16 protein-coding genes are annotated in these 20,190 nt (G+C 54.2%); 7 read left to right on the top strand and 9 right to left on the bottom strand.

All coding sequences use genetic code 11. From position 1 onward, the window contains the following. Positions 1-62: 62 nt before the first annotated feature. A complete protein-coding gene (locus B1H58_RS17225; protein WP_085071681.1) occupies positions 63-845 on the bottom strand; it encodes a transporter substrate-binding domain-containing protein in 783 nt (260 codons plus the stop codon). An 18-nt stretch (positions 846-863) separates the two neighbouring features. Further along, on the bottom strand, positions 864-2,033 hold the full coding sequence (locus tag B1H58_RS17220; RefSeq protein WP_085071680.1) for a methionine aminotransferase: 1,170 nt from the start codon (positions 2,031-2,033) through the stop codon (positions 864-866). Between the two features lie 128 nt (positions 2,034-2,161). Between B1H58_RS17220 and B1H58_RS17215 the strand changes: the two genes are divergently transcribed. After that, positions 2,162-3,031, top strand: coding sequence for a LysR substrate-binding domain-containing protein (locus B1H58_RS17215; protein WP_085071679.1), 870 nt, complete (start codon positions 2,162-2,164; stop codon positions 3,029-3,031). Between the two features lie 18 nt (positions 3,032-3,049). Here the strand turns inward: B1H58_RS17215 and B1H58_RS17210 are convergent, their stop codons facing one another. The 4 genes from B1H58_RS17210 to B1H58_RS17195 form a co-directional block, all read right to left on the bottom strand. After that, positions 3,050-4,717: a methyl-accepting chemotaxis protein gene (locus tag B1H58_RS17210; RefSeq protein ID WP_085071678.1), complete on the bottom strand. Its 1,668-nt coding sequence runs from the start codon at positions 4,715-4,717 to the stop codon at positions 3,050-3,052. Positions 4,718-4,954: 237 nt separating this feature from the next. Then, on the bottom strand, positions 4,955-6,472 hold the full coding sequence (locus B1H58_RS17205; protein WP_085071677.1) for a carboxylesterase/lipase family protein: 1,518 nt from the start codon (positions 6,470-6,472) through the stop codon (positions 4,955-4,957). A gap of 286 nt (positions 6,473-6,758) precedes the next feature. Next, positions 6,759-8,096 carry a 2-oxoadipate dioxygenase/decarboxylase HglS gene (gene hglS / locus B1H58_RS17200; RefSeq protein WP_085071676.1) on the bottom strand — a complete coding sequence of 446 codons (1,338 nt, stop codon included), beginning with the start codon at positions 8,094-8,096 and terminating at the stop codon, positions 6,759-6,761. Positions 8,097-8,237: 141 nt separating this feature from the next. Next, positions 8,238-9,548, bottom strand: a complete 1,311-nt coding sequence (locus tag B1H58_RS17195) for an MFS transporter (protein WP_085071675.1) — start codon at positions 9,546-9,548, stop codon at positions 8,238-8,240. 318 nt (positions 9,549-9,866) lie between these two features. Between B1H58_RS17195 and B1H58_RS17190 the strand changes: the two genes are divergently transcribed. Continuing rightward, positions 9,867-10,787 carry a LysR substrate-binding domain-containing protein gene (locus B1H58_RS17190; RefSeq protein ID WP_085071674.1) on the top strand — a complete coding sequence of 307 codons (921 nt, stop codon included), beginning with the start codon at positions 9,867-9,869 and terminating at the stop codon, positions 10,785-10,787. Positions 10,788-10,853: 66 nt separating this feature from the next. On the opposite strand, the gene smrA is transcribed toward B1H58_RS17190, so the two are convergent. Continuing rightward, complete coding sequence (smrA, locus tag B1H58_RS17185) at positions 10,854-11,417, bottom strand: DNA endonuclease SmrA (protein WP_085071673.1); 564 nt, start codon at positions 11,415-11,417, stop codon at positions 10,854-10,856. 396 nt (positions 11,418-11,813) lie between these two features. Between smrA and B1H58_RS17180 the strand changes: the two genes are divergently transcribed. The 4 genes from B1H58_RS17180 (at position 11,814) to B1H58_RS17165 (ending at position 15,466) form a co-directional block, all read left to right on the top strand. Continuing rightward, the gene (locus tag B1H58_RS17180; protein WP_085071672.1) at positions 11,814-12,566 is read left to right on the top strand and encodes an FNR family transcription factor; all 753 of its coding nucleotides are present in this window, start codon (positions 11,814-11,816) and stop codon (positions 12,564-12,566) included. Between the two features lie 118 nt (positions 12,567-12,684). Beyond that, complete coding sequence (uspE, locus tag B1H58_RS17175) at positions 12,685-13,635, top strand: universal stress protein UspE (protein ID WP_085071671.1); 951 nt, start codon at positions 12,685-12,687, stop codon at positions 13,633-13,635. 281 nt (positions 13,636-13,916) lie between these two features. After that, positions 13,917-14,876, top strand: coding sequence for a hypothetical protein (locus B1H58_RS17170; protein WP_085071670.1), 960 nt, complete (start codon positions 13,917-13,919; stop codon positions 14,874-14,876). After that, complete coding sequence (locus tag B1H58_RS17165) at positions 14,876-15,466, top strand: hypothetical protein (protein ID WP_085071669.1); 591 nt, start codon at positions 14,876-14,878, stop codon at positions 15,464-15,466. Before B1H58_RS17170 ends, B1H58_RS17165 begins: the two co-directional genes overlap by 1 nt. Positions 15,467-15,600: 134 nt before the next feature. Here the strand turns inward: B1H58_RS17165 and pntB are convergent, their stop codons facing one another. Further along, positions 15,601-16,992, bottom strand: coding sequence for a Re/Si-specific NAD(P)(+) transhydrogenase subunit beta (gene pntB, locus B1H58_RS17160; protein ID WP_085071668.1), 1,392 nt, complete (start codon positions 16,990-16,992; stop codon positions 15,601-15,603). 11 nt (positions 16,993-17,003) lie between these two features. Continuing rightward, positions 17,004-18,533, bottom strand: a complete 1,530-nt coding sequence (gene pntA / locus B1H58_RS17155; RefSeq protein WP_085071667.1) for a Re/Si-specific NAD(P)(+) transhydrogenase subunit alpha — start codon at positions 18,531-18,533, stop codon at positions 17,004-17,006. Between the two features lie 513 nt (positions 18,534-19,046). On the opposite strand from pntA, the gene ydgH reads away from it, so the two are divergent. Then, a complete protein-coding gene (gene ydgH / locus B1H58_RS17150; RefSeq protein ID WP_085071666.1) occupies positions 19,047-20,000 on the top strand; it encodes a DUF1471 family protein YdgH in 954 nt (317 codons plus the stop codon). Positions 20,001-20,190 lie beyond the last annotated feature (190 nt).

Below are 20,190 nucleotides of genomic sequence, written 5' to 3'. Positions count from 1 at the left end.
CAAACGGTCACCCCCGGGTGACCGTTTCTGAGTTAGCCAAAGCGGCGTTTTTCATCAGTTCGCTAGAGTTTGCTGACGCTGACGTCGATGCCGGGAAAATACTTCGCCGCCAGCTTTTGCAAGGTGCCGTCCTGCTGCACTTTAACGATCGCCGCGTCCAGCTCGCTTTTCAGTTGACTGTCATCCTTACGCAGACCAAAACCGATGCCGGAGCCAAGGATTTTGTCATCCTCCACCGCCTTGCCGATAAAGGCGTATCCCTTGCCCTGCAGCTTATTCAGAAAGCCAGACTGGCCGGCCGCCGACATCACCAGCGTACCGTCCAGCCGTCCGGCCAGCATATCGTTGTACACCTGATTTTGATCCTGATAAGAGGTTACAGTGACACCGTGCGGCTCCCAGTGCTGCTTAGCGTAGGTTTCCTGAATCGATCCCTGTAGCACACCGATATTTTTGCCTTTCAGCCCGGCGGCGTTGGGCTGTAGCCCGGCATCCGCCTTGCCGACCAGCATGCTGGGAATGCGGTAAATTGGCTGGGTAAAGGCGATGCTTTTCATCCGTGCCTCGGTGATATTCATCGCTGAATTAATTGCGTCGAACTTTTTTGCCGTCAGCCCGGGAATCAGCGCATCGAAACTGCTCTCTACCCAGCTGCAGGCGAAATTTCCCGCCTGGCAAATCGCATTGCCCAGTTCAATATCAAACCCTTCCAGCTCGCCTTGCGCGTTGCGGCTCTCGAACGGCGGATACTGTGATTCTACCCCGTAGCGCAGCGTTTGCTGTGCCGTGGCCTGCGTCGCTGCAAACAGGCCGAGCGCCAGCCAGAGAAGAGAGCGTTTTTTCATGATTTTTCCTCGCAGTGATTAGCGCGCCTTTAACAAACAGAGCGCCTGCGCGCCCGCCTGCAATGTTGCCTCGTCTTTGGCAAACGAGAGCCGAATTAACCGGTTATCCGTTCCGTCGGTATAAAACGCAGAGAGCGGAATGGTAGCCACGCCGTGCCCGATAATCAGCCGTTTCACCATCTCGCTGTCGCTTTCGTCGCTAAAGTGCCGATAGCTTGCCAGCATAAAAAACGAACCGGCGGTGGGCAGCAGCTCAAACGGTGACTCCTGCAACATTAACGCCAGCAGATCGCGTTTCTGCTGCCAGAATCCTGCCAGCGATTGATAGTGAGCTGGCTCTCGCAGCCAGTCGGCGAAAGCAACCTGCATGGGCGTATCCGCGGCATACATCAGGAACTGATGCACCTTCACCACTTCATTCATCAACTCAGCGGGCGCCAGGCAGTAGCCGACGCGCCAGCCGGTTACGTGAAAGGTTTTGCCAAGGGAGGAAACAATAACGCTGCGCTGCGCCAGCTCAGGATGGGTCGCCATACCATGATGGCGGCGTCCGTCGAACAGAATATGCTCATACACCTCATCAGAAAGCACAATGATGTCACTGTTGCGCGTCAGCGTAGCGAGCTGTGCCAGATCTTCAGCGCTCAGCACCTGCCCTGAGGGATTATGCGGCGTATTGATAATGATCATGCGGGTACGCGGCGTAATGGTCGCGCGCACTTCATCCCAGTCGATGGCAAACTGTGGCACCTTCAGTTTTATCGCAATCGGCGTGGCCCCCTGTAAACGGACCACCGGCGCATAGCTGTCAAAGGCGGGTTCAAAAAAGATCACCTCATCGCCGGCATGAACCAGCCCGGAAATCGCCGCATAGAGCCCTTCGCTGGCGCTGGCGGTGATCAGCACCTCGCTGGCAACATCATAGTGCTGGCCGTACAGCGTGCTGACCTTTTCCGCCAGCGCCTCTTTTAATGGGGGATAGCCGGTCATTGGCGCATATTGATTATGTCCGGCGCGCATCGCCCGCTCGACGCTGGCGATCAGCGCTTTATCACAGGGAAAATTAGGTGCGCCCTGCGCCAGGTTGATGGCGCCGTACTGCGAGGAAAGCTGTCCGATGACGCTGAAAATAGTGGTGCCGACATCCGGCAGTTTTGAGCGATGCGTTACGGTTGAAGATAAAGCCATCCTGCTCCCCAGTGGGTGAATAAATATACATAATAATTATATAAGCATTCAAACCGAGCCTGGTTGTGACAGCAAGCGAATTGTTGTCATAATAGCTATGCACAAAATTCATAGCTCAGGATCGCCCTATGGTTCATCAACCGCTGCCGCTGAATGCCGTTCATGCTTTTCTGATCACCGCGCGCCACCTTAATTTGACCCGTGCCGCCGATGAGCTCTGTCTGACACAAGGGGCCGTAAGCCGTAAAATCGCGGCGCTGGAGAAGTGGCTGGGCTTTGCCCTGTTCGATCGTCACGCACGGGGTCTGCGTTTGACAACGCGCGGCGCGGCGCTGTTGCCGCAGCTTCAGCAGGGTTATGAGCTGATGCGGAGCGCGACTGAACAGGCCCGGCAGCAGCCCGATAATGCCCTGCGCCTGCGTGCGCCCAGCTGCGTGATGCGCTGGCTGCTGCCAAGACTGGTACAGCTGGAGCAGCAGCATCCCGATCTGCATGTAAAGCTGACCACCACCCTGGCGCATAAAGATCAACTGGAAAATTTTGATGCGGCGATTGTCTACGGCACCACGCCGACGGGCAGCCATCTGCTGTTTGAGGAGCGACTGACGCCAGTCATGGCCGCAGCGCTGCTGGACAACCGTCCACTGACCGTCGCCGATCTCGCTGGCTTTACTTTTTTACATCCCAACAATGACGAACGGGACTGGCAGCTGTGGCTGCAGGCGCAGGAAGTGAAACTGCCGATGCGGCGTAATCAGCATTTCGCCACCATGGATTTGGCGATTGGCGCGGCAATTCAGGGATTTGGCGTTACCGTTGCGGATATTACGCTGGTGAAAAGCGATCTGGCGGCTCAGAGACTGATTGCCCCTTTTACCTCGGCGGTCAGAACCGGGGCGACCTACAGCTTAATCAGCCGCGAGGGAAAAGAAACGCCACCGCATCTTACAACGCTGGTGGCGTGGCTCTGTCAACCCACTAACCAAAGCGCGCCCTGAGTGCGGGCGCGCGCAGGATTAGAAGGAGACCCACTCATCCGCCGAGCTGGCGGCGGCTGGGGTTTTCTGGCGTGCAGTGGCCGTAGTCAAAACCGGCGTTTTTACCGGCTCAGACGGCTGCTGCCGATCGTCTGCCGACAAACGGAAGCGGGATACCGAGCGCTGTAGATCTTCGGTTTGACGCTCCAGCGCGGTGGCGGCGGCGGAAACCTCTTCCACCAGCGAGGCGTTTTGCTGCGTTACGCTGTCCATCTCTGCAACGGCGGTGCCTACCTGCTCAATGCCTTTGCTCTGCTCTTCTGACGCGGCGGCAATTTGCTTCATGATTTCAGTGACATCGCTGACCGATTTCACAATGGCGCTCATGGTGCTGCCCGCTTCGTTAACCAGTTTTGAGCCGCTATCCACCCGCGCCACGGAGTCGCCAATCAGCGACTCAATCTCTTTCGCTGCGCCGGCGCTGCGCTGTGCCAGATTACGCACTTCACTGGCCACAACCGCAAAGCCGCGGCCCTGCTCGCCCGCACGTGCGGCTTCCACCGCCGCGTTCAGCGCCAGGATATTGGTCTGGAAAGCGATACTGTTGATCACGCTGGTGATCTCAGCGATTTTTTTCGAACTGTCAGAAATACCGGACATGGTCTGCACCACATCATTAACCAGTTTGCCGCCCTGTCCTGCCGTCAACGAGGCACTGTCCGCCAGATCGCTGGCCTGACGAGCGTTATCCGCGTTCAGTTTCACGGTAGCGGTAAGCTGCTCCATGCTGGCTGCGGTCTGCTCCAGCGCTGCTGCCTGCTGTTCGGTGCGCGAAGAGAGATCATTATTTCCCATGGAAATTTCTGCCGCGCCACGATAGATATTTTCCGTACCGCTACGAATGGCGCTGACTGCTTCACGCAGGCTATCCTGCATGGCGCGCAGCAGCGGTACCAGTTTCCCGATACAGTTACGGCCTAAATCATGGATCGGCTGGCTTAAATCACCCTCAGCAATTTTACTGAAATGTCCACGCAGCAGTTCCAGCGGGCGTACCAGCATCGTCACCAGATAGCGATCGGTAAACAGCAAAATCAGCAGACCGCAGATAACGGCCACAATAATAGTGATCCGGGTAATAATAGTAATGCGGTCAACGGTAACGCGGGTTTGATCGAGCATCAGGCCCGCTGCGGCGTTATATTTTTCCGCAACTGCGCCAAACTCGCGGCTGAAGGTCGGCGTTACGCTGTTCGCATGACGGCGATAATCTTCTACTGAGGCCTGCTGCGCCAGCTGCATCTGGGGTCTGACGCCCTGTTCCAGCAACTGCGTCCATTTTTCTTCTACCGCCGTTGAAATTGCGGCATCCATCGGTCCTGGGGCTGCAGCTTTAAACTGCGCCAGCTGCTCTTCCATACCGTCAAGCGCTTTCTGTACGCTGGCAAACGCTGCCGCATCCGGCGTACCGCCAGTGGCGCGCACTTCCATCACCCGCGATAAACGCGTAACAAAACGAAAATATTGATCGTTACCTTTGCTCAGGATAGTCATTTGCGACACCAGCTGCCGGTCGACGTTGTTGCCTTCGCTCAGGGCGTTTAACGAATGGACGCTGTACATGCCAACCGCAGACCAGAGCAAACAAAACAGGCCCAGGATTGAAAGCATAACGGCGCGTATGGTGAAGTTTTTTAATAGCTGCATAGCTGCCTCAGTTCGGTCATAACCGTAGAATATTCCGCCAACTCTGGCGGGCTTATCGAAGGTTATCGGCAGCAGCGGCGGAAATTATACTGTTTTATAACATCCGCCCTGCCTGATTTTTTGAGGTCGCACTAAAAAGAAACCGCTTAACTTTATGATATTACTGAAAAACACCAGATTTATGTTACCGGAAACGCATAAAATTTTGTCACTTAAAGTGACGGTTTTGTTAAGTAATTAGCGCAGTTTGACCATCGCACGCATCAGCAAACGCAACAGGCGCAGGCGTACACGCATAAAACGGTGCTGCAGGATGACCGCCGCCTCGCCTTTAACGCCAAAACGCAAGGTAACATCTTCGCCAGGGTGCCAGGCTGGCCAGCTGATTTCACCCGTGAGCTGATGCGAAAATTCCGTCGCGTCATGCGCAAAACGCAGCCAGTATTCGCTGATTCGTTGGGCAAACTGACGATCCCCTGCGGTAAAGGGACGATCCGCCATCTGTGGGTTCTCGGCACTCATTGTTTCCATCACATAAGGGATTTCGTTTCCATGCCAGCTTCCATAGCGGCAGAGATCGCGCGCGTTTTCCGAGACATAGTCAAAATAATAGCGCCAGCCCGGCACGCCGCGTCGATGCTGTGCCTGCACTGCCAGCCAGGTAATGGTGCCAAAAGCCATATCACGCGCAACTTTACGTCCAAGACGATGATCGTCATGTTCGTCATAAAGCGATTTAATTAACTTCAGCAACAGCGGACGCCGCTGACGTAAACGGGTAATGGTGCTGGTAGGATCCATACCGAAATACTCCAGCACGCTGGCCTCATCGCTGTTGTAACCGATCATCAGGGGATAACGGTGCTGGCGGGCAGCGGCAAACACCTCTACCATCGGTTTCGGCAGTACCTGGTCGCCAGCGATCGCGACCGGCCCGTTGCCCAAATGCGGCGGCAGCGAACAAAAACTGTCGGCAGGCAAGGCGCGCAACGCTTCCGCGCTGGCGTTTTTCAGGCCGAGATGATGCGCCACCGCAACGCCATTGGTCAGCGCCTCATCACGCTTTTTATCTGGCAGACTGTAGGCGCTCTGTACAATACCTTTGTGAAACAGCCCCGCCGCCAGCGGTGAAGCAAACAGCGACAATACGCTGCGTCCGCCCGAGGATTCACCAAAAAGGGTAACGTTGCGTCGATCGCCTCCAAAGGAGGCAATATTACGTTGTACCCACTGCAGCGCTGCGATCTGATCGAGCAGCGCGAAGTTATTGATCGTTTCGCCAGGCGCAGACTCAGCATCCAGCGCCGGATGAGCAAAAAAGCCCAGATGCCCAAGACGATAATTGAGCGTTACCACTACCACGCCACGCGCCGCTAATGCTTTACCGTTATAGGGTGCCAGGCTGCCCGCGCCGATAGTAAAGCCACCGCCGTGGATCCAGACCATAACCGGCAGTGGGCGCGACGGCTGGATCTCCGGCGACCAGACGTTGAGATAAAGGCAATCTTCGCTGAGGTTGCCGGGATCGCCGCCCCCTGCCAGCACGCAATATTCACGCTGCTGCCAGCTGGCATTGCCCCACTGTGTGGCGTCACGCACCTCTTTCCACGGGGTGACAGGCCTGGGCGCGCGCCAGCGCAGTGCGCCTGTCGGCGGAGCCGCATAGGGAATGCCCTTGAAAACAAAAATGCCTTCATCAATTGCGCCGCGTAATGCACCTTCTGCCGTGTGTATCCTTAAAGATTCATTCTTCATTATTTTTTCCAACGTGAAGCTCCGGCTTATTATTCGCAGACGCGGTTTTAATGTCTATGCTGACGGCAATTTTGCAGATTATGCCGAGGCGAAATCAGCCTGATGAACAACATTTCGGATAAACAGTGGGTTTAAGTGACACAGAGGAGCGGACAGAAGCGACAAAAACAGAGGGTGCTGAGGGGCGTATCCAGTCTGAAAAGCGGGCTGAATACGCCTGAATGATAAGGATCGTGATACTGTTCGCGCTGACCGTGAATACCCGCCAGCGCGAAATATTAACAATTCAGCTTAATCCGCAGCGTTGCAGGCTTGCTGTCTGTCGCGCCTCATACAGCGTCATCTCATCGATAACGGCACCGCCTAATGCCTCTTCAAAACTGGCCCGGCTGGCGGCGGCTGAGAAGGATTCCTGCGCCTGTTCGCCCAGATTGGACTGGAAGATACCGGCAGCGCTGACGGGCAAGAAATCTTCGTAAATCTGCGGATCGGCCACCAGCAGCCCCTGGTCAATCAGCGCTTCTTTATCAGCATCAGGTGGAAACCCCTGCTGCCGGCCCTTTTCCGTTAGCCTGTACTCAAACCAGGCGAGTTGTTGCTGACGCAACAGCCGTTCGTTATCGGGAAAATCCTGAAAGATGTCGGCAAGATGCTGTTGATGCTGCTGGTTATCGCTGCCGCTGCCCGCCTGCGTCAACAGGCTATCGTAACGCTGCCGTCCTGCGGGCGTCAGCGCAACACCACGCTGTTCGATTTCGCCAAAGCGCGCCGTGTGGCTGCCTTCGCCGCCATCACAAAACGTTACCGGCTCTTCCAGCGCTTTGAAACTGGTCTGGCGCAATAAAATGGGCACCTGACGGCGCGGCGGCCCTTCAATGATCGCCTTGGGTACTATCCCTCGCTCTGGCATCAGGGCCTGAGCCCGATCGATATCCAGCGTGCGAGGTGTAAGGTGATTGATATGACATCCCGGAAAACAGACCACATCGGCTATCAGACGATGCTGCTGATGCAGCGCGTAATAAGTCGCACGGTCAACGGTGGTTTGTCGATGCCAGCGGAAGGTTTCAAGCGCCTCGCGCACAAACTCAGCGGCTGTCTGCTCATCGAAACCGCCCTGCTGCTGATGCAGCTCTATCAGCGCCAGGCAGCGCGGCGTAAAAATCTCACGGGCCGCCAGTATCGACTGTGCCTTTTGTCGTAACGCCGCGTCTTCAATCAGCTCCAGCCGCAGCAAAGAGGTGAACAGCCGAAACGGGTTGCGACGCAGCGCATCCGCCGCTACCGGACGAAAGGCCGTTGAGTGAACCGGCACGCCCGCCGGAGCCAGATCGTAATAGCCCACCGGATACATGCCCATAATGGCGAACAGCTGGCGCAGCGTATTTAGCTCTTGCGCGCTGCCGACCCGAATCGCGCCGTGACGCTCCACGCTCAAACGCGACAGCTCATCCGCCGCGGTAAGTCGCTCCACCAGGGCGCTGTCCTGCGCCAGTACCTGTTGATTGACCTCCGCCACCAGCGTTAATAAGGTGCCATACTGCGGAACCTCCTGCTGATACATGGCGGACATCGCCTGAGAAAAACGTTCCCGCAGCGCATCCGCGCTAACAAACTTTTGCATAACTCCGCCTTATTTTGCATTTCTCTGTTGCCACTGTAGAGCAAGCAAAAAAGGGGCGGAAAAAAGTTGTTAAATTTGTGATCGCGACGGTGAAAGCGGCGCAACGCTGGCTGTTACGCCCTCTTTACAAGCGTGGCCGCATTACCCCCAACGCTGTTTCGCCAGCAGCATCAGCGTAGTAAGCACCGCAGGCAAGGCCAGCAGCATGAAAATTTGGCTAAACGACCAGCCCAGCGCTAACATTTGCGCGCCGGCGAAGGCGCTCAGGATAGCGCCGATGCGCCCGATACCGTGCATCCAGCTGGAGCCGGTGGCGCGCGCCGCCGTGGGATAGTAGCTGGCGGCCAATGCATTCATCCCGGTATTGGCGCCGTTGAAACAGAAGCCGCAGCAAAAAGCGATCCCCGCCATTAACAGCGGCTGGGCGGGAACGCAGCCCAGCAAAATCGTTGCCAGCGCGCCGCCAAAATAGATAGCCGCCAGCGCCAGGTTGGCGTTAACCCGATCCATTAACCAGCCAGCGAACAGCGAACCTACGGTGCCGCCTGCCTGATACATCGCGGTAATCAGCGCGGCGGCGGTCACGCTTAAACCCAGATCGCCTATTAGCGCAGGCATCCAGCTACCAATCAGATAAACCAGAAACAGGCCCATAAAGTAGCCGCCCCACAGCATCAGGCTACCGAAACGGTATTGACCGGAAAGCACCGTACGGATACTGCCTGCGCCCGGAACCCGTGCGGGATACAGAAAAGTGCTGTATGGCGTGGTACTGCCCGGCCACATCTTTTCGACGATTGCGCGGATGCGCCAGTGTGGTGCCTGGTGCGCCAGCAGGAAACGTACCGATTCAGGCAGGTAACGCAGCAGCAGCGGCAGCAGCAACAGGGGTAAAATCCCTCCCAGCAGCAGTACCGCATGCCAGCCGAAAGCCGGGATAAGCCAGGAAGCGGCAAAACCGCCGCTGGCCGCACCGAAGGTGAAACCGCAGAACACTACGGTAATTAAAAATGCCCGCTGTCGCTCAGGCGCATACTCAGATACCAGCGTGCCCACGTTAGGCATCGCAGCCCCCAGCCCTAATCCGGTCAGCAGACGGAATAACATCATCTGCTCGATGTTTTGTGCCAACGCCGTTACCAGCGTCCAGAGGCCAAAAAAGAAAACGCTGCAGATAATAATCCAGCGTCGCCCGTAACGATCGGCCAGCGGACCGGCAAACATCGCGCCCAGCGCCAGCCCAGCCAGGGCGGCACCGATCGCCATACCGAGCTGGTGACTGGAAATTTGCCAGGCGCTGCGCAAAGCGGGCGCAATAAAGCCCATCAGCGCAATGTCCATCCCATCCAGCGCGACGATAATAAAACAGAGGGCAATAATCCGTCGCTGAAATGCACTTAAGGCGTGCTGGTTAATTTGTTGACGAACGTCAATGGCCTGTGTGCTGTCCAGAACTCTACTCCCTGTGGCTGGTTAACGGATAAAGCGCCCGCGCAAAATAAAACGCCTTATCATAGCGAAACGCTGCACTCTGCGGCTATGACTTTGCACCCGCCTGAAATTTTCTCAACCAGGTCATTTTGTCCATTGCCGCTGCGGTTAACCATGCAGAAAAGTTATGGTGGTGTGCGAAAGGATTACCTTCGGGGCATTACAAGCGGACGTTTTTCTGAACAAAGCGCAATAATGTTAAATATAATTTGCAATAAAGTTAAAAAAATTACAGCTTATTGCTTGCGTTCATTCTGCCGGTCTCTCTACTCTTGCCCTATGGACAAAAACTATCTGTTTAATCAGCGCATTCGTCTGCGTCATCTACATACGTTCGTCGCGGTTGCACAGCAAGGTACGCTGGGCCGCGCGGCGGAAACGCTCAGCCTGAGCCAGCCCGCCCTTTCTAAAACCCTTAACGAGCTGGAAGAGCTGACCGGAGTACGCCTGTTTGAGCGCGGACGGCTTGGCGCGCAGCTCACTACCATCGGCGAACAGTTTTTAACGCACGCCATCAAGGTCCTTGATGCGCTAAACCATGCCGGGCAGTCCTTCGCTAATCCAGTCAGCGACAGACCGGTTGTGATCCGTCTTGGGGCACTGACCACGGCGGCGATGGGCATGCTACCGCAAATTCTCGACCGTTTTCATCAGCAGCAGCCGCAGGCCACAGTGCAGGTTGCTACGCTGCACAACAATGTGCTGCTGGCGGGATTGAAAGCGGGTGAGTTTGATATCGGCATTGGCCGCATGGCGGATGCCGATATGATGGCCGGACTCTCTTATGAACTGCTGTTTCTGGAGTCCTTACGGCTGGTGGTCAGGCCCGAACATCCGCTTTTAAATGACAACGTCACGCTTTCCCGGGCGCTACAGTGGCCGGTGGTGATTTCACCGGAAGGAACCGCGCCGCGTCGGATTGCCCAGGCCATGATGGATGAACAGGGCTGCCAGCTGCCCGCCAGCTGTGTGGAAACCTCTTCCACCTCGCTGGCGCGCCAGCTTGCGCTGCGTTATGACTATGTATGGTTTGTGCCGTCGGGCGCGGTAAAAGAAGATTTATCACACAGTTCGCTGGTGGCATTGCCTGTCGCCTCGCACGGACCCGGCGAGCCGGTAGGCATTATCACCCGTTCCGGCAATCCGCTCTCTCTTAGCGCCGAGATCCTGCTGGCGACCATTCGTAAGTGTCATTCGTGATAACAGCGGCAGAATAAGTGCAGGCGGATAAAGGTATTAACGGCTGGTCAACGCCAGCCGCAGAGGTTATCGGCTGCGTTTTGCGTGCCGTTCGCGGTTATCCAGCCGCGCCTGTTCTGTTTTACGCATCCCAACATATATTGCGCCGCTGCCGCCATGATGTGGCTGGGCGATACAGAACGCCTGCACATCGTCAAACTGCCGCAGCCAGCGCGCCAGATAGCTGCGCACGATATTAGCATGCGATTCATCTTCCCTGCCTTTGCCGTGCACAATCAACAGATTGCGCAGATTATCCTTTCGCGCTTCCATGATAAAGGCAAAGAGCGTCTGTCGGCAGGACTCTACGGGTTGACGCAACAGATTAAGGCTGGCGTCGAGCTTGTATTTACCTAAACGCAGCTTATCAAGCACGCCCTGCTGGATGCCCTCGGCCTTATATTCCAGCGGCTCGTTCAGCGGAACAATATCGAGGTAGCCTCGGGTAAGGAAGTTCTCCGTTTCCTCATTAACCGGCTGGCGCTGCGCTTTTGGCGTCGGCGCTTTTAGCCAGTGAATATTAGCGCAATCTTTCAGCGGAGTGACATCTTCCATGGCGTCACGAAACAGATCTCTATCGTCAAGGTTCATGGGGCTTACCTCACGCCTGATATGTCGTGGCAATGCACGAAGAAGGAAATGACCGTGCGTCCCGGCAAGTTTAACCGATTGGCGAGGCGTTGCCAAAAGCCAAAGCTGCGCCTGAGCAGCGCATTAACCAGCGTTGATTTTTTGACCTTCCTGCAGGCTGTTTTTTGACAGGTTAGTTAAGTGTTAACAACAAGTTTCTGTTCGGCAACATTGAAAAAGTTGTTTTCCGTCATCGATTAACAAAATAACGCCTGAAATTTACCCTTATTATTACATTCAGGATATTAAACGATAACGTCCCTGCTTTTTATGCGGTTAAAAGTGCGCTTATGCATTCCATTTCGCTCATGAAGAATGTTAAAATTGACCTCAGTCAATTATTGTCGAGGATGTATCATGATCCCGGAAAAACGAAGCATTCGTCGCATCCAGTCTGGTGGATGCGCAATTCATTGCCAGGACTGTAGCATCAGTCAACTGTGTATTCCCTTCACGCTGAATGAGCACGAACTGGACCAGCTGGACAATATTATCGAACGTAAAAAGCCGATTCAGAAAGGCCAGGCATTGTTCAAGGCCGGTGATGAACTGCGTTCGTTGTATGCTATTCGCTCCGGAACCATAAAAAGCTACACCATTACCGAACAGGGTGATGAGCAAATCACCGGTTTTCACCTGGCGGGCGACCTGGTGGGTTTCGATGCCATTGGCTCCGGGCACCACCCCAGCTTTGCTCAGGCGCTGGAAACCTCAATGGTCTGCGAAATTCCTTTCGAAACGCTGGATGACCTTTCCGGCAAAATGCCCGCCCTGCGCCAGCAGATGATGCGTCTGATGAGCGGCGAGATCAAAGGCGATCAGGATATGATCCTGCTGCTGTCCAAGAAAAATGCCGAAGAGCGTCTGGCTGCCTTTATCTGGAATCTGGCGCGTCGTTTTGGCCAGCGTGGCTTCTCGCAGCGCGAGTTCCGTCTTACCATGACGCGTGGCGATATTGGTAACTATCTGGGCCTGACGGTAGAAACCATCAGCCGTCTGCTGGGTCGCTTCCAGAAAAGCGGGATGCTGGCGGTGAAAGGCAAATATATCACCATCGAAGACCATCCAATGCTGGCCGAGCTGGCTGGTCAAAGTCGCGGCGCTGCCTGATGAGTTTGCCGGATCACTAATTGTTATTTTATTGATCCGGTTAGAACTTTTCCTCTTTTGCCTGACCTGTTAATGGGCTATCTTTAGCTGACACGCTCTGGTGTTTGGAGAAGCCGTTATGGTTAAGTATCAAAATATTCTGGTGGCGATAGATCCTGAACAGGACGATCAGCCTGCATTGCGGCGGGCTGTTTATCTCAACCAGCGTATCGGCGGGAAAATTAAGGCTTTTTTGCCCATCTATGATTTTTCTTACGAGATGACCACCCTTCTTTCACCCGATGAACGCACCACCATGCGTCAGGGGGTGATTAGCCAGCGGACAGAATGGATTCGCGAGCAGGCACACGCTTATCTCGAAGCGGGCGTGGATATCGATATCAAGGTTGTATGGCATAATCGCCCTTTTGAAGCGATTATTGAGGAAGTCCTCACTGGCCAGCATGACCTGGTGTTAAAAATGGCCCACCAGCACGATCGGCTGGAGTCAGTTATTTTTACCCCTACCGACTGGCATCTGTTACGCAAATGCCCCTGCCCGGTCTGGATGGTGAAAGATCAGCCCTGGCCAGAACAGGGTAAAGCGGTGGTTGCCGTTAACCTCGCCAGTGAAGAACCTCATCATGACGGTCTTAATCAGAAGCTGATTCGTGAAACCACCGAACTGGCCGCTATGGTTAACCATACTGAGGTGCATCTGGTAGGTGCCTATCCGGTTACGCCAATCAATATTGCCATCGAACTGCCTGATTTTGATCCCAGCGTCTATAACGATGCCATTCGCGGCCAGCATCTGGTGGCGATGAAAGCGCTACGGCAAAAATTCTCTATTGATGAAAAGTTTACTCACGTGGCTAAAGGCTTGCCGGAGGAAGTGATTCCCGATTTGGCAGATCACCTTAACGCCGGCGTTGTGGTGTTAGGCACCATTGGCCGAACCGGGCTGTCGGCGGCATTTTTAGGTAACACCGCTGAACAGGTTATCGATCATTTACGCTGCGATCTGCTGGTAATTAAACCAGACAATTTTGCCTCGCCGTTTGAGCTGGATGATGACGAGGATGATTAAAACGCGCCGGTAAACATAGCGCAAACAAAAGCCGCTGTCGGCGCGATGCCAACAGCGGCTTTTACTTTTTAGGGGAAGGTGGCGAATCAGGATCGCGAGTAATGATCAGGTCCAGTCATTAGTCTCAGAAATGTTTACTGTCGCTGTACAGAGAGGGTAAAGTATTAATATAAATTAATAGTTTTTATCAGCTCGCTTCAGCTACTGGCCTTTTCACACAGATAAAAGAGGCCAGGCTAAATGTTATTGCTGCTTATAAACGTTGCAAAAAGGAAAGCAAAATGACGCTGCCAGGATTCGCAAAAAGTCCCCTCCCTGACTATAGCTTTACCCGTTTAACCCACAAAGGCACCTCTGATTTCGATTTTGCTGCTTTGGGCGCCGCTATGGATTGCACCCGCGATTTCAACCTGGCAGGCATTATTTATGCGGAAGGCGAGCAACGTTATCTGGTGCGTCCTGGTAAACGTCATCCTAATGGACAAAGTGGGATAATAACGCATGTTATTGTAACCAAAATGCCTGAGAAAAGTACTACCCATAGCGTTGGCAAATCCCTGACCGCGGCGGTTTCCTCATCATCATTAGGGCCCGAAATCGCCTCAACAGTGCTTTCATGCGGCGCAATGTTAATCACGGCGGGTGTTATGGCTATCTCTGCCGCTGCCACCCCGCTTACAGCAGGTGCCAGCGGTGCGCTGGTAGCTATTGGTTATGCAGGTGCTGCCGCCAGCGGCCTGCAATGCCTCAATGGCCTTTATCGTTTATATGATTTTGTTGAAAATGGCGGCGATACAGCGCAGTGGCTTGATTCACAGAATTGGTATGTCGCTACCTCTACTGCGCTCGATTTAATATCTTTAGCCAGCGCGGGCGGCGCACTTAAAGAAGCTCTGGCAACCTGGCGCGCCATGAAATCGGTCTCGTCGCTTAAAGCAATGGAATGGTTAAAAAATTATCCTCGTCAGGATCGTGCGCGCTTAACCGAACTGATTATTCGTCTGCAAAATCCCGGTATTAGTCATAAAGAGATTAAGGCAGCTATCCGCGCCGGACTTTATCCTAAACGCTTTCCGGTGCAGCCCATTCAGATTGAGCTCACACGTCAGTTAGCTAATGTAGTGAATAGCGCTGCCGCGCTGGCGGGCAGCGCGATAAGCGGTGTGATTGCCGCCCCCAACAATGTGCCGAAAACCGGGCGCTATATTATTGGCACCATTCAGTCGCTGGCGGTGCTGTAATGCAGTTGACACACTTTCTCTCGGGCCGATATTTCAGCGATTTGCTGCAGCATGGTCGTGAAGTGGACATAACGATCTCGCGTAAAGATGATAGCCTGCTACGGCATTCCACCATTGATATGGAACGCTGGTTCGCTAAGTCGAGCCATGAGATGCCAAAACAGAACGGCTTTCCCTTAGCTTTGGCGCTGCTGCTGTTTTTATTGGTTTTTGCGCTGGATATGTTAACTATGCTGGCAATGGTGCCATCGTTACCTTATCCCCTGCACGCGCTGTTATTTTTCGCTCCCTCAATACTGTTTATATTGAGCAATCTCACCGCGACCTACCTTATCGCGCGTGGGAAAACGGCAGGCTTGCTCTGGTATAGCGGCGTTTATCATAGCCTTGCCCTGGCATCGTTACTGTTACTCTTCTGTGCTCTGGTTACTGGCGATATGCAGAATTGCCTGCTGATGGTAATTGCACTGTTTTTATGGTTCGGATGCCGCTATCTGTTTAACAGCAGAGCATTTATTGCATTTGTCCTTTTTTGCCGGACTCAACGTATCGCTGCTCTGGCACGTGCTATGCGGCTGGCAAGAAATTAATGTTGAGTTAATTAGCCGAGCCTCCAGTGTCGATATACTGTGAGAGAAAATTTTCTCTTTGCAAGTTCGGGACTCGCAAACAAAAGCCGCTGTCGGCCCGATGCCAACAGCGGCTTTTTTATGGTTTTACGGCCTTACAGCGCCTTGAGGATCGCCTCTACGCTGACTTTCGCATCGCCAAACAGCATCTGCGTATTCTCTTTAAAGAACAGCGGATTCTGTACGCCTGCGTAGCCGGTGTTCATAGAGCGTTTAAACACCACTACGTTTTGCGCTTTCCAGACTTCCAGTACCGGCATACCGGCGATCGGGCTGCGGGGATCTTCCTGTGCAGCCGGGTTCACGGTATCGTTCGCGCCAATCACCAGCACCGTATCGGTACTGGCGAAGTCATCGTTGATTTCATCCATCTCCAGCACCACGTCATATGGCACTTTAGCTTCCGCCAGCAGAACGTTCATATGCCCCGGCAGACGACCGGCAACAGGATGAATACCAAACCGCACATTGATACCGCGCGCGCGCAGTTTCTCCGTGATCTCCGCTACCGGATACTGCGCCTGCGCTACCGCCATGCCGTAGCCCGGCGTGATGATCACCGTAGAGGAGTTTTTCAACAGCTCAGCCGTATCCTGCGCGCTGATCTCACGATACTCGCCGCTTTCTTCGCCCTCACCTGACGTCGCGCTACTGTCGGTGCCGAAGCCGCCGGCGATGACACTGATAAACGAACGGTTCATCGCCTTACACATAATGTAAGAGAGAATTGCCCCTGAAGATCCCACCAGCGCGCCGGTCACAATCAGCAAATCGTTGCTCAGCATAAAGCCTGCCGCCGCTGCAGCCCAGCCGGAATAGGAGTTCAGCATCGAAACTACCACTGGCATATCTGCGCCGCCGATCGAGGCGACCAGGTGCCAGCCAAAGGCCAGCGCAATTACCGTCATAATTAACAGCGCAAAGATTTGCAGCCCGGGGCTGTCGGTGCGAACAAATATCCACAGCAGCAGGAAAGAAACCACCAGCGCCAGCAGGTTAAGCTTGTGACGATGCGGCAGCATCAGCGGGCGCGATGAAATCTTTCCACGCAGCTTACCAAATGCCACCAGCGAACCGGTAAAGGTCACCGCGCCGATAAAGATGCCGAGGAAAATCTCCGTCAGGTGAATATTTTCCATCACCGGCTCCAGGCCAGGACCGTGATCGATATAGCTGTTGAGCCCTACCAGCACCGCCGCCAGACCAACGAAGCTGTGCAGGATCGCCACCAGCTCCGGCATTTCGGTCATTTCGACCTTTTTCGCCAGATGAATACCGATGGCGCCCCCGATAACCATCGCCAATAAAATCCAGGCGATATTGCCGGTATCCGGGCCAAAGATGGTGGCAAACAGCGCGATGCCCATGCCCGCCATGCCAAAAATGTTCCCCTGTTTCGAGGTTTCATGCTTCGAAAGCCCCGCCAGGCTACAAATAAACAGGATTGCGGCAACAATATATGCTGCAGTAACTAATCCGCCAGACATGTTGTTACCCCTTAGTTCTTACGAAACATTTTCAGCATGCGCTGAGTTACGGTAAAACCGCCAAAGATGTTGATGCTGGCAATCAAAACGGCAATAAAGGAGAGGAAAGTGACCCAGCCGCCATGACCCATTTGCAACAGCGCACCCACAACGATAATCCCGGAAATGGCATTGGTTACTGACATTAAAGGGGTATGCAGCGAGTGGCTGACATTCCATACCACGTAATATCCCACCACACACGAGAGCGCAAAAACGGTAAAGTGTGAAAGGAAAGCCGCCGGAGCCACGTTAGCAAGAGAGGCGAACAGCACAATCGCCAGCGCCAGCAGCAGATATTTACGCCACGGCGAGGCGGGCTTTGTCGGCACCGCCTGCGGCTCGGCTGCGGGTTGTGCCGCTTTCGGGGCGGCAGAAACCTGAATTGGCGGCGCAGGCCAGGTCACTTCGCCAGCGCGCACCGTGGTTACGCCACGGATCACCACATCGTCGAAGTTAATGTCGATTTCGCCGTTTTTCTCTTTGCACAATAGCTTTAACAGATTGACCAGATTAGTGCTGTAGAGTTGGGAAGACTGGGTGGGCAGACGGCTGGGCAAATCGGTGTAGCCAATGATTTTTACACCGTTGGCGGTGGTGGTAATGCTGTCCGCAACGGTGAGTTCGCAGTTACCGCCGGTTTGCGCCGCCAGATCCACCACCACGCTGCCGGGTTTCATGGCGGCAACCATATCGCGAGTAATCAGGCGCGGCGCGGGTTTACCGGGAATAAGCGCCGTGGTGATAATGATATCCACCTCTTTGGCCTGGGCGGCGAACAGCGCCATTTCCGCCTCAATAAAGGCCTCTGACATCACTTTGGCATAGCCGTCGCCGCTGCCCGCTTCCTCTTTAAAATCAAGCTCAAGGAATTCGGCGCCCATGCTTTTGACCTGCTCTTTGACTTCAGGACGGGTATCAAAAGCACGTACAATAGCGCCCAGGCTACGGGCGGCGCCGATAGCGGCCAGTCCCGCTACGCCTGCGCCGATGACCATAACTTTGGCCGGAGGTACCTTTCCTGCGGCAGTGATCTGCCCGGTAAAGAAGCGCCCAAACTCATGCGCCGCTTCCACGACTGCGCGGTAACCGGCGATATTCGCCATGGAACTCAGCGCATCCAAAGATTGCGCACGGGAGATTCGCGGTACCGCATCCATCGCCATCACGTTGATGTTGCGCGCGGCCAGCTTTTCCATCAGCTGCGGATTCTGCGCGGGCCAGATAAAGCTTATCAGGGTACTGCCCTCACGCAGCAGTGCGATCTCTTCGTCATCAGGTGCGTTAACTTTCAGCACAATATCGGCCTGCAAAGCCTGCTGGCGATCCACCAGCGTGGCGCCTGCCTGCTGATAAGCGCTATCGGCAAAGCTTGCCGCCATGCCCGCCTGCTGTTCAATTGCCACGCTAAAACCCAGCTTCAACAGCTGTTCCACCGTTTTCGGCGTTGCAGCCACGCGGGCTTCATTTGACAACCGCTCTTTGGGTACTCCAATTAACATAGTTTTCCCTTTCATCGGTTAGTGATGATATGGAAACGCAACGACAGCGCCGTTATGCGTCCCGGACTTTGTATCAAAGTGTTTATAACCTACTGAATATATGTCGCGTAATCTACCCGCTACAGGCTGCGTTAAAAGTTTTCATGCAAAAATCCCTTGCCGCTGCGCTCATCCACTATATTTGCCATGTTATCTGCGCCTAATAAGCCATAATGTGCTGCATGAGAGCCAATAAAAAAGCACATCGCCCGCCACATTATTGTTATTTAACAAGTAATTAACTAAATTAGTTGTATGATTAACCGCTTAAATCGATAACTGCCCCCCAATCCCGGGCAAATTGCGTTCATTGCAGGCGCACTTTTTAGTGATGAAATCTCAAAGCCTGAATGGCATAAATTGCCTGAGACAGCGGCCATTATTACATGCAATAATCTCCAGCTAATCTGTTACACATCAAGAGTCCAGCACGTTTTCGTACTCAATTTTTGCGTAAGGCGAAGGATTATTTTTATGAAGCTGAAGAACACTCTTCTGTTGACTGCTCTGCTGTCATCAATGGCGCTGACCGCCCAGGCGGCGCAGGAGCTTTCACCAGAAAAAGCGGCCGCGTTGAAACCATTCGAACGTATTAATATTAGCGGTCGTTTTAATTCTATTGGTGATGCCAGCGAGGCGGTTTCCCGTCGTGCGGATAGCAAGGGCGCAGCAGCCTTTTATATTCAGGGAATCAATGACGCAACAGGCAACAGCGGCAACTGGCGCGTTACGGCCGATCTCTATCACGCCGATGCCCCTGCCGCAGACAAAACGCCAGGCTATCGCTACTTTAGCGGCGTAAAAGAGCTGCCTAAAGCGGAAGCCTATACGCTGGAGCCTTTCGATACCGTTTCCGTCAGCGGCTTTTACCATAGCCAGCCGGAAGTGAATGAAGCGATTGGCAAAGCCGCTAAAGAAAAAGGCGCTGCCTCTTTCTTTATTGTACGTCAGATTGACGCCAACAGCGGCGGCAACCAGTATGTCACCGCGTATGTCTATAAAGCCGATGCGCCAAAACGTCAGGTGCAAAGCCCGAATGCTATCCCACGTAACTCGGAAGCGGGTAAAGCGGCGCTGGCCGCTGGCGGCGCTGCTGCGAAACAGGTAGAGCTGCCCGGCGTAGCCTCGTCAGAAACGCCAAGCAATAAAGTGGGTCGTTTCTTCGAAACCCAGAGCTCTTCCGGTGAGCGTTATACCGTGCGCCTGCCGAACGGCACAGAGATTCAGGAAGTGAACGCGATTACCGCTGCGCAGATGCAGCCGTTTGATACCGTTACCTTTACTGGCCACTTCGGTACGCCGACGGAGATCTCTGAAGCGGTCGCCAAGCGTGCTGCGGAGAAAGGCGCTAAGTTCTACCACGTGACGCGTCAGTGGCAGAACCAGAGCGGCGGCAACCTGACCGTTACTGCCGATCTGTTTAAATAACCTTCTTTCCGGAGCGGCGCTTCTGCCGCTCCGTCATATTCTGAATAATCTGTAGCGCTTTTTGCATAGACACGCATTGCGCGACGCCTTCGCACTCCGTAAAATCCCGGCCTTATTTCAGCGAAAAAGAGCGGTTCCATCTCTTTCAGCCTGATTAAACGTCAACCGCTACGCGGTTCCCTGGTTATTT

This window comes from Pantoea alhagi (assembly GCF_002101395.1).
GTDB classification, from domain to species: Bacteria; Pseudomonadota; Gammaproteobacteria; order Enterobacterales; family Enterobacteriaceae; genus Mixta; species Mixta alhagi.
This window is presented reverse-complemented; position numbering and strand designations above follow the sequence as displayed.